At 73.9% G+C, this 10,694-nt stretch carries 5 protein-coding genes and 1 tRNA gene; all 6 read left to right on the forward strand.

The window, feature by feature from the left end; genetic code table 11:
* The coding region (locus Q0741_RS10765; protein ID WP_298233199.1) for a prolyl oligopeptidase family serine peptidase at positions 1-1,734 on the forward strand (1,734 nt) is incomplete at its 5' end.
* 79 nt (positions 1,735-1,813) lie between these two features.
* Entirely contained in the window at positions 1,814-2,980 is a 1,167-nt protein-coding gene (locus tag Q0741_RS10770; protein ID WP_298233200.1) for a VWA domain-containing protein, read from the forward strand.
* Positions 2,977-4,863 (forward strand): autotransporter assembly complex family protein, encoded by a 1,887-nt coding sequence (locus tag Q0741_RS10775; protein WP_298233201.1) that lies wholly within the window; start codon positions 2,977-2,979, stop codon positions 4,861-4,863. Before Q0741_RS10770 ends, Q0741_RS10775 begins: the two co-directional genes overlap by 4 nt.
* Positions 4,860-9,002, forward strand: coding sequence for a translocation/assembly module TamB domain-containing protein (locus tag Q0741_RS10780; protein ID WP_298233202.1), 4,143 nt, complete (start codon positions 4,860-4,862; stop codon positions 9,000-9,002). Before Q0741_RS10775 ends, Q0741_RS10780 begins: the two co-directional genes overlap by 4 nt.
* A 67-nt stretch (positions 9,003-9,069) precedes the next feature.
* Positions 9,070-9,144 (forward strand) — tRNA-Arg (locus Q0741_RS10785).
* A 164-nt stretch (positions 9,145-9,308) separates the two neighbouring features.
* Positions 9,309-10,571, forward strand: coding sequence for an integrase arm-type DNA-binding domain-containing protein (locus Q0741_RS10790; protein ID WP_298233203.1), 1,263 nt, complete (start codon positions 9,309-9,311; stop codon positions 10,569-10,571).
* Positions 10,572-10,694: the final 123 nt, after the last annotated feature.

The raw sequence follows: 10,694 nt of genomic DNA on the forward strand, positions 1-10,694 counted from the left end.
CGCGGCGAGCTCATCGCCTGCACCGCGTGCGCGGCGGCCGACCCCGAAGCGCCGCCACAGCTCTGGATCCTCGACCCGGCCCCGGACGGCGCCGCGCCGCGCGCGCTGGCATGCGTGCCCACCGGCGTGCACGCACCGCGCTGGCTGCCTGACGGGCGGCGGCTGCTGGCCGTCTCGCGCGTGTGGCCGGGCCTGGACGACGCTCCGGCCCAGGCTCGGCGGCTGCGCCAGCTGCAGCGCCACCAGCGCGACGGCGTGCGCATCGAGGACGACGCCGAGCGGCGCGTGGCGCACCTGCTGCTGCTGGACCTGGACGGCGGCGTGCGCGACCTCTTCGCCGGCCTGCCCTGCGCGCTGGACGACACGGCCGAGGCCTTCGACCTCTCCCCGGACGGCCGGCGCGTGGTCTTCGCCTGCGCCCCGCAGACGCCCGGCGGGCCGCGCGCGCTGGCGGCGCTGGACATCGAGTCCGGCGCGCTGCGCTGGCTGGTGCGCGACGCGGCCTGGGACTGCTTCTCCCCGCGCTGGGCACCGCCCGCGGCGCTGGACGGCGGACGCCTGGCCTTCCTGGCGCGCCACGTCGGCCTCAAGCACAACCAGCCCGCGCAGCTCGCGCTGTGGGAGGCGCAGACGGGGACCTGGTCGGTGCTCAGCGGCGCCTGGGACCACGAGGTCCTGGCTCCGCTGCGCTGGGAGGAGGACGGCCTGGCGCTGCTGCTGCGCGCGCGCCAGCACGGCCGCCAGCACCTGTGGCGCTTCGACGTGGCGGACCGCCGCGCTGAATTACTGGTGCGCGGCGGCTGGATGCGCGCCTTCGACAAGACCGCCGGCACGCTGGTGACGGTGGCCGACGCGCTGGAGCATCCCGCGCGCGTGCATGTGCACCTGCCCGGCCGCCCGCCGTTGCGCGTGGAGCGCTTCAACGACGCGCGCCTGGCCGGCGTCGAAGCGGGCGTGGCGGAGGCCGTGACGCTGCAGGGCGCGCAGGACGAGGACTTCCAGCTTTGGCTGCACTACCCGCCGGGCTTTGACGCGACCCGGCGCTACCCGGTGCTGCAACTGCTGCCCGATGGGCCGCAGGGTGGCGCGGGCGAGCGCTGGGACATGGTGCTGAACCCCTCGCTGCTGGCGGCGCAGGGCGACTGCGTGGTGGCGCTGGCCAACGTGCACGGCAGCGCGGGTTTCGGCTACGCCTTCCTGGACAGCATCAGCCACCGCTGGGGTGAGCTGGAGCTGCAGGACCTGGAGACCGCCACCGCCTGGCTGCAGCGCCAGCCCTGGGCCGACGCGCGGCGGCTCTTCGCCGCCGGCAGCGGCTATGGCGGCTTCCTGGCCGCGTGGCTCAACGCGCGGCGCTCGCCGCACGCGGCGCTGGCCTGCCTGGGCGGCGTGTTCGACTGGGACTCGATGCTCGCCAGCAGCGCCTGGCCGCAGCTCACGCGGGCGCTGGGCGCGCTGCCCTGGGCCAACCCCGAGCGGCTGCTCATCGCCAGCCCGCAGGCCAGCGCCGAGGCCATGCGCACGCCCACGCTGATCGTGCATGCCGCGCGCGACGCGCGCGTGCCGCTGCAGCAGGCGCTGGCGCACCACCACGCGCTGCAGGCGCTGGAAGTGCCGTCGCGGCTGCTGTGCCTGGACGCCGCCGACCTGCGCCGCCCGCGCCATGCGCGCCGCGTGCTGGCGGAGCTGCTGCGCTGGTTCCGCCGCCACGATCCCGGCGCGCCCACGCGCTGAAGCCGGTGCGCGGCACCGCGCACAATCCAAGGACCGGGGGGCGGATGCTTCCCCCGGCTGCAGCCCTGCGAGACCGCCCATGCTCATCGACTTCTTCTACAGCCTGCGCAAGGCGCGGCTGCCGGTGTCCCTCAAGGAGTTCCTCACGCTGCTCGAAGGGCTCAAGGCGGGCGTGATCGGCCCCTCGGTGGACGAGTTCTACCAATTCGCCCGTCTCGCGCTGGTCAAGGACGAGACGCTCTACGACCGCTTCGACCGCGCCTTCGGCGCCTACTTCAAGGGCGTGGAGCAGATCGACGTGGCGCTGGAGCTGCCCGAGGACTGGCTGCGCCGCACGCTGGAGCGCGAGTTCACGGACGAGCAGCGCGCCGCGCTGGAGGCCATGGACTGGGACGAGCTGATGCAGACGCTGCAAAAGCGCCTGGAGGAGCAGAAGGAGCGCCACGAGGGCGGCTCCAAGTGGATCGGCACCAACGGCACGTCGCCCTTCGGCCATGGCGGCGTGAACCCGCGCGGCGTGCGCATCGGCGGCCCTGGCCGGGAGAAGAGCGCGGTGAAGGTGTGGGAGCGCCGCGCCTTCAAGGACTACGACGACGCCGCCGAGCTCGGCTCCCGCGCCATCCAGCTCGCGCTGCGGCGGCTGCGCCGCTTCGCGCGCGAGGGCGCCGCGGAGGAGCTGGACCTGGACACCACCATCCACGCCACGGCGGCCAATGCCGGGCTGCTGGACATCCGCTTCGTCCCGGAGCGCCACAACAAGGTGAAGCTGCTGCTGCTGATGGACGTGGGCGGCTCCATGGACGAGCACGTCAAGGCGGTGGAGCAGCTCTTCAGCGCGGTGCGCAGCGAGTTCAAGCACCTGGAGTTCTATTACTTCCACAACTGCGTCTACGACTTCGTGTGGAAGCACAACCGCCGCCGCCATGCCGAGCGCACGTCCACCTGGGACCTCATGCGCACCTACAACAAGGACTACCGGCTGGTGTTCGTGGGCGACGCGACCATGAGCCCCTATGAAATCCTGCAGCCCGGCGGCAGCGTGGAGTACCACAACGAGGAGCCCGGCGCCGAGTGGCTGCAGCGCCTGGCGCACCACTATCCGCACTGCGCCTGGATCAACCCGGAGCCGCAGGGACTGTGGCAGTACCGACAGAGCATCGCGCTGGTGCAGCAGATCCTGGGGCCGCGCATGTTCCCGCTCACGCTGGCCGGCCTGGAAGGGGCGATGCGGCTGCTGAGCAAATGACGGCCCGGCGCGGGGCCCTCCACCACCCCATCGGCCGGCACGGGATGCCGGCGCTGGCTTGGGCGCTGTGGCTGCTGCTGGCGCCGGCGCTGCTGGGCGGCTGCGCGCTGCTGCGCCCCGAGCAGGCTGATGCGGACACGCCCGCCGCCGCCGAGGCGCCGCGGCCCCTGCCCTACGCGCTGCGCGTCGAGGTGGCCGACCAGGAGCTGCGCACCCTGCTGCTGGAGCACCTGGACCTGGCGCGGCTGCGCAGCGTGGCGCCGCAGGCCGACATCGACGACAGCGAGCTCACGCGGCTGGTGGCCGCCGCGCCCGCGCAGGTGCGCGCGCTGCTGGAGACCGAGGGCTATTTCAATGCGCAGGTGCGGCTGCGGCGCGAGGCGGGAGCGCCGCCGGTGGTGGTGCTGCAGGTCGATCCGGGCCCGCGCACGCGCGTGGCGCGGCTGGACCTGCGTTTCACGGGCGCCCTGGAGCGCGCGCAGGCCTCGGGCGACGCCAACGCGCGCAGGCTGGAGCGGCGGCTGCGCCGGCGCTGGCCGCTGGACGAGGGCGAGCCCTTCCGCAACGCCGACTGGGCCGAGGGCAAAAGCGCCCTGCTGGCGCAACTGCGCGCCGAGGGCTACGCGCAAGCCGCGCTGGCGGACAGCGCCGCGCAGGTGGACGCGGCGACCAACGAGGCGCGGCTGTCGCTGGTGGCTGACAGCGGCGCGCTGTTCCGCACCGGCGCGCTGCGCATCGAGGGGCTGGAGCGCCAGGACGAGCGCGCGGTGCGCCACCTGGCCGGCTTCCATCCCGGCACGCCGGCCAGCGAGACGCTGCTGCTGGACTACCAGGAGCGGCTGCTGCTCTCCGGCCTCTACGACCGGGCCACCGTCACCCTGGACACCGGCGGCGACCCGGCGGCGGCGCCGGTGGTGGTGCAGCTGCATGAGCTGCCGCTGCAGCAGGCCAGCTTCGCGCTGGGCGTGGACGCCAACACCGGCGTGCGTGCCGGCGTCGAGCACTGGCACCGGCGCGCCTTCGGTTGGGCCGCCACGGCGCGCAACAAGATCGAGGCCGCGCAGCTGCGCCAGGCCTGGGAGGGCGAGCTGGCCTCGCACCACCTGGAGGGCATGCACCGCAACCTGGTGAGCGCGCAGGCCGAGCGGCTGGAATCGGAGACCGACGTGGTGAGCTCGCTGCGCCTGCGCCTGGGGCGCGACCAGAACACCCCGCGGGCGGACCGCTTCACCTTCGTCGAGCTCGAAAGCTCCGACCAGCGGCCGGATGACCCCACGCTGCCGGGTGAGCGCACCGAGGCGCTGTCACTGAACCACCACATCGTGCTGCGCCGGCTCAATGACCGGCTGCTGCCCACGCGCGGCTGGACACTGTCGCTGCAAACCGGCGTGGGCCAAGCGCGCAGCGGCGACGCGGCCAGTGGCCCCTTCGCGCGGCTGTACGGGCGGCTCACGCTGTACCGCCCGCTGGGCAACCGCTGGTTCGGCCAGGGCCGGGTGGAGCTGGGACAGGTGTTCATGCGCGACAGCGTGCAGGTGCCGGAGTCGCAGCAGTTCCGTGCCGGGGGCGAGCAGTCGGTGCGCGGCTACCGCTACCGCTCGCTGGCGCCGACGGTCAACGGCACGGTCACCAGCGGCAACGTGCTCTTCACCGCCAGCGCCGAGGTGGCGCACCCGCTGTCGCCGGAGCTGCCCGCGCTGTGGGGCGCGCTGTTCGTGGACGTGGGCCAGGCGGCGCAGCGCTGGAGCGATCTCAGCCCCGTGTGGGGCCCGGGCGTGGGGCTGCGCTACCGCAGCCCCGTGGGCCCGGTGCAGCTGGACCTGGCCTACGGCACGGCGGCGCGCAAGGCGCGGCTGCATCTGAGCGTGGGGGTGACGTTTTGAGCATCGACCCGCCCCCGCCGGCGGTGCCGCCGCCGCGCCCGCGCCGGCGCCGGTGGCCCGCTCTGTTGCTCGCGCTGGCGCTGCTGCTGGCCGGCAGCGGTGCGGCGCTGTGGTGGGCGCTGTCACCGGCCGGGCTGGCATGGTGGCTGCCGCGCGCGGGCGTCCAGGTTTCGGGGCTGCGCGGCGGGCTGCAGGGCGGCGCGCTGGCCTTCGACACGCTGCGCTGGCAGGGCGATGGCGGCGCGCGGCTGGAGATCGACGCGTTCAACCTGGACGAGCTGCGCTGGGAGCCGTGGGCCAGCGGCGGCGGCTGGCTCGGCCTCAGGCTGCAGGCACCGCGGGCGGCGCGCGTGGCATGGATCTCCGGGACGGACGACGCCCCGCCCTCCCCCCGTACCGCACCGCGTTCGCTGCGGTTGCCGCTGCGGGTGCGCATCGAAGCGCTGCACGTCGGCACGCTGGCCGTGGACGCGCTCGCACCCCTGCGCGATCTGCAGCTCACGGCCGAGCTCGGCGCCCAGACCGGGCAGGTACACCGGCTGCATTCGCTGACGCTGCAGTGGCACCAGTTCCAGTTGCAGGCCAGCGGCCAGCTCGGCACGGTGGCGCCGCTGGCGCTGCAGGTACGAGCCCAGGCCACGACGCTGGCCGAGGTCCAGCCGGCCTGGCAGGCACAGCTCACGCTGGAAGGGACGCTGGCGCAGGCGGATCTGTCGGCCACGCTGCGCAGCCCGCCCGGCGCAGCGCCCTCCCCGGCGCCCGGCGCCCGGACCGCCACGCCCGCCAGCCTGGACGCGCAGGCGCGGCTGACACCCTTCGCGGACTGGCCGCTGCAGGCGCTGCAACTGCGCACCCAGGGCCTGGACCTCTCCGCCCTGGCGCCGTCGCTGCCGGCCACGAGCCTGACCGGCCACGCCGACCTGCAGGGCGGCACCGCCGGCACGCCGCTGCAGCTGGACCTGGCGCTGGACAACGCCCGCCCGGGCCGCTGGACGGAGGCGCATTTGCCCCTGCGCAGCGCCCAGCTCACCCTGGCCGCCCGGCCGCAGCGGCCCCACCTGCTGGAGCTGCAGGCCCTGGCCTTGGAGCTGGGCGATGACCGGGGCCGCGCCGGCAGCGTCAGCGGCAGCGGGCGCTGGGAAGGCGGCACCTTCGCGCTGGACACGCACGTACGGCAGCTGCAGCCGGGACGGCTGGATGCGCGGCTGCCCGCGCTGCGGCTGGATGGGCCGCTGGCGCTGCAGCTCCAGGGGTTCACTTTGCCCGGCTCGGCCGCCAGCCCGGCCACCGCCCCGGCTCCGCTGGAGCTGCGCCTGGACACCGACCTGCGCGGCCAGCAGGACGAGCGCCTGCCGGCGCGACTCCAGGCCGCGCTGCAGGCACGTCGCGAAGGCCCGGCCGAGGCCGCGCACTGGACGCTGGATGTGCAGGAGTTCGCCGCCCACGCCGGCAGCGCGCAGGCCCAGGTGCGGGGCCAGGTGGTGTTCGAGCCCTCCGGCGCTTGGCAGGCACGGAGCCAGGGGCAACTGAAAAGCTTCGACCCGACGGCTTGGTGGCCGGCCGCACCGGCCGACACCGTGCTCGACGGCGACTGGAACGCGCAGCTCTCCGCCCCCGCCGGCCAACCGCTGCCACAGGCGCTGCGCGGCCAGGCCGCGCTGTCGCTGCAGGGCCGGTTGGCGGCGGTGCCGCTGCAGGGACGCATGTCCTGGCGCGACGCCGGCGCCGGGCTGCAGGCGCAGGCGCGGCTGCAGTTGGGCGGCAACCGCATCGACCTGGACGGCCGCGCCGCCGGCAGCGCGGCGCCGCAGTGGAGCCTGGCCGTGGACGCGCCGGCGCTGCAGGCGCTGGCGCCGCTGGGGAAGCTGCATCCTGCCCTGCCCGCACTGTGGCCGCGCGAGGGCCGGCTCAGCGCCCAGGCAACGCTGCAAGCGCGCGGCTCCCGGGACTGGCGCAGCGAAGGCCGCCTGGAGACGGTGGGCCTGGGCGCGGGCCCCTGGCGGCTGGCGCAGGGCCAGGCGCGCTGGGCGCTGCAGGCGCCCGGCACGGGCGATGCGCCGCTGGCCCTGGCGCTGGACGCCACCGGGCTGCAGCAGGACGGCGCCGCGCGGCTGGAGCGGCTGCGCGCGCACCTCCAGGGGCGCTGGTCGGCGCACCAGGTCGAACTGGACGCCTCCAGCCCGCTGCGCCCGCCGGCCTGGGCCGACAGCCTCATCGGCCCCTCCAGCGGCACCGAGCTCACGCTGCGCGGCAGCGGCGCCTGGCAGGGCGGCGTGGCCGGGCGCTGGAACCTGCAGCTGCAGACGCTGCAGGCCCGCGCGCGCGGCGGCCGGGGCACGCCCTGGCTGAGCACCACGCCGGTGCAGGCGCAGCTCACCTTCGACTCGGCGCTGCGCGGCGTGTCGCTCGCGCCCGGTGGCGTGGAGATGCTGGGCTTGGCGCTGCGCTGGTCGCAGCTGGACTGGAGCGCGCCCGCCACGCCCGATGCGCCGCCGCGGCTGCGGGTGCAGGCCGAGCTGCAGGCGCTGCGCGTGGCGCCCTGGCTGCAGCGGCTGCAGCCGGACTTCGGCTGGGGCGGCGACCTGGAGGTGGGCGGCCAGCTGCGCTTCGACAGCGCCGATGCGCAGGGCAGCGAGATCGTCGTGGAACGGCGGCACGGCGACCTGCAGCGCAGCGACGAAATCGGCGGCGTGCAGGCTTTCGGGCTGAGCGAGCTGCGCTTGGCGCTGCAGGTGCAGGAGGGGCGCTGGACCTTCACGCAGGCGATGGCGGCGCGCCACTTCGGCGTGCTGGCCGGGGCGCAGGTGATTCAAAGCCGTCCGCGCGTGCCTTGGCCGGACCCGCAGGACCCGATGCAGGGCGTGCTGGAGCTGCGCGTGGACGACCTGGGCGTGTGGGCGCCCTGGGTGCCGCCGGGCTGGCGCCTGGGCGGACGGCTGCATGCCTCGGCCGGGCTGGGTGGGCGCTTCGGGGCGCCGGAGATCACGGGCCGGCTGGACGCCTCGCGGCTGGCGCTGCGCAACCTGCTGCAGGGCGTGGACCTGCGCGACGGCGAGGTCGCCATGGCGCTGCGCGGCGAGGACGCGCGCATCGAGCGTTTCACATGGCACGCCGGCGAGGGGCGGCTGGAGGCATCGGGCGGGGCGCGCTTCGGGGCGACGCCCAGCGCGGCGCTGCAGTTGCGGCTGGATCGCTTCCGGGTGCTGGGTCGCTTCGACCGCCAGCTCAGCGTCAGCGGCCAGGCGGCGCTGGCGCTGCAGGCGCAGCGGCTGGAGCTCGACGGTCGGCTGGCGGTGGACGAGGGTTTCATCGACATCAGCCGCACCGAGGCGCCAACGCTGGACGAGGACGTGACGGTGCTGAACCGCCCCGGCGCGAGCGCGCAGGCACCGGTCCCGGACGAGCCCTCGGCACTGCTGCGCCACGCGCGGGTGGACTTGCGCCTGGACCTGGGGGAGCGCCTGCGGCTGCGCGGCCAGGGCGTCGATACGCGGCTGGGCGGCGAGCTGACGCTGAGCACCCCGGGCGGACAGCCGGAGGTGCGGGGCACGGTGCGCACGCTGCGAGGCCGCTATGCCGCCTATGGGCAGGATCTGGCGATCGTGCGCGGCGAGATCGTCTTCACCGGCGCGCTGCTGAACCCGCGGCTGGACATCCTGGCGATCCGCCCGCGGCTCGACGAGGTGCGGGTGGGCGTGCAGATCGTGGGCACGGCGCAGAACCCACGGGTGCGGCTGTACAGCGAGCCGGAGATGGCGGAGATGGAAAAGCTCGCCTGGCTGGTGACGGGACGCGGCCCGGACACCCTGGGCCGTGCCGACACCGCGCTGCTGCAGCGGGCCGCGCTGGCGCTGCTGGCCGGCCAGGGCGGTGGCGCCACGCCGGGGAGCAATCTGTTCCGCAGCCTGGGGCTGGACGAGGTGGCGCTGAGCCAGCGCAGCAGCGGCGAGGTGCAGCAGACGGTGGTGACGCTGGGGCGGCAGCTGTCGCAGCGCTGGTACCTGGGCTACGAACGCGGCATCGGCAGCGCGCTGGGCACCTGGCAGCTGATCTACCGGCTGGGACGCCGCATCACGCTGCGCGGCCAGTCCGGCGAGCACAACTCGGTGGACGTGCTGTGGAGCTGGCGCTGGAACTGAGCCGAGGCCGGCCCCCGCCGCGCCGGGCCCCCGTTTGTAGCCATGCGAGAATGCGCGCCGCTGTCCGCTCGCCGTAGTTCAATGGATAGAACGGCCGCCTCCTAAGCGGCAAATACAGGTTCGATTCCTGTCGGCGGGACCATCCGAGGGTCCGCAAAGGTCCGCAGAAGTCCAGAAAATGCCCGCTTCTCCTAGGAGAGCGGGCTTTTTTTCGTCCGCATGAGTCCGCCAAAGTGCGGTAGCAGCCGGGGGCAAGTGGGGGCAACAATTGGGGCAGCAGTTGCCCCCGCCTGTAAAGTTGCCCCCATGCCCCTGACCGATACCGCCATCCGAGCCGCCAAGCCCTCCACCAAACCCGTACGCCTGTTCGACGGCGAGGGGCTTTACCTAGAGGTGTCCCCAAACGGGGGCAAGTGGTGGCGGCTGAAGTACCGCCACGGGGGCAAGGAGAAGCGGCTTTCCCTTGGCACGTACCCAGACACCGGGCTGAAGGCTGCCCGTGAGCGGCGCGACGAGGCGCGGCGGCTGCTGGCGGACGGTATCGACCCCAGCGCAGCACGCCAGGCTGAGAAGGCGCGGGCCAAGGCCGCGACCGAACACCACTTCAAGGCGGTGGCTCTTGCGTGGCTACAGCACCGGGCTGCGGCCTGGAGAGAACGGACAGTAGAGATGCACCGTTCCTCATTCGAGCGGGACGTGTTTCCCAAGATTGGTGCTCGGCAGATCAACGAGATCCTGCCTGCGGACGTGCGCCAGATCGTGCAGGCCGTGGAGGCGCGCGGCGCGGGCGAAGCGGCAATCCGGATCTTCCAGCGGCTGCGCGCTGTCTTCCGTTACGCGGTAGCGCACGAGCTGGTGGCGGCCGACCCAACCTATCCTCTGAAGCCATCCGAGATATTCAAGCCGCGGCGTGTGACGCATCGGGCCGCGATGCCCGCCAAGGAACTACCCACCTTTCTGACGCAGCTTGACGCCTACCAGGGCCAGCCGGGCACCTGTGAAGCGCTGCGGCTGCTGCTGCTCACGGCGGTGCGCCCCGAGGAACAGCGTGAAGCCCGGTGGGCGGAGTTCGACCTGGAGCACGCCTTGTGGCGCATCCCTGCCGAGCGCATGAAGATGGGCCGTGAGCACCTGGTGCCGCTGTCGCTCCAAGCCGTGGCCGTCATCGAGCGTATGCGCCCACTGTCCGGCGCGGGCGAACTGGTCTTCCCGAGCCCCTTCTATCCCGGCAAGCCGCTGAGCGAGAACACGCTGAACAGCGCCCTCGCCCGCATGGGCTACAAGGGCGCGCACACCGCCCACGGCTTCCGGTCCGTCTTCTCCACCGCTGCCAATGAGGGCGGATGGAATCCCGACGTGATCGAGCGACATCTTGCCCACCTGGAACGCAACCAAGTGCGCGGCGCCTACAACCGGGCGCAGCACCTGGAGGACCGGCGCGAGCTGATGCAGGCATGGGCCGACTACCTGGATGCGATCCGCCAGCGGGGCAAGGTGTTCCCTTTCAAGCCGCAGTCTTCGATGCGTGCGCGTGCCACCCTGGGGCAGTTCGAGCAGCCAGCCGCGTGAAGTTTCGGCATGAATTCCACTGAGGACAGTGAGGACAGCGCGCCAGACAGGCGGTAAGTCTGCGGCGTCGCTGGCCGGGCACCGTGCCGGCCTCTGTGACCGCGGCGGCGAGCCGCACCTCGT

The sequence above is a fragment of the uncultured Azohydromonas sp. genome, assembly GCF_937926365.1.
Lineage (GTDB): Bacteria > Pseudomonadota > Gammaproteobacteria > Burkholderiales > Burkholderiaceae_C > Azohydromonas.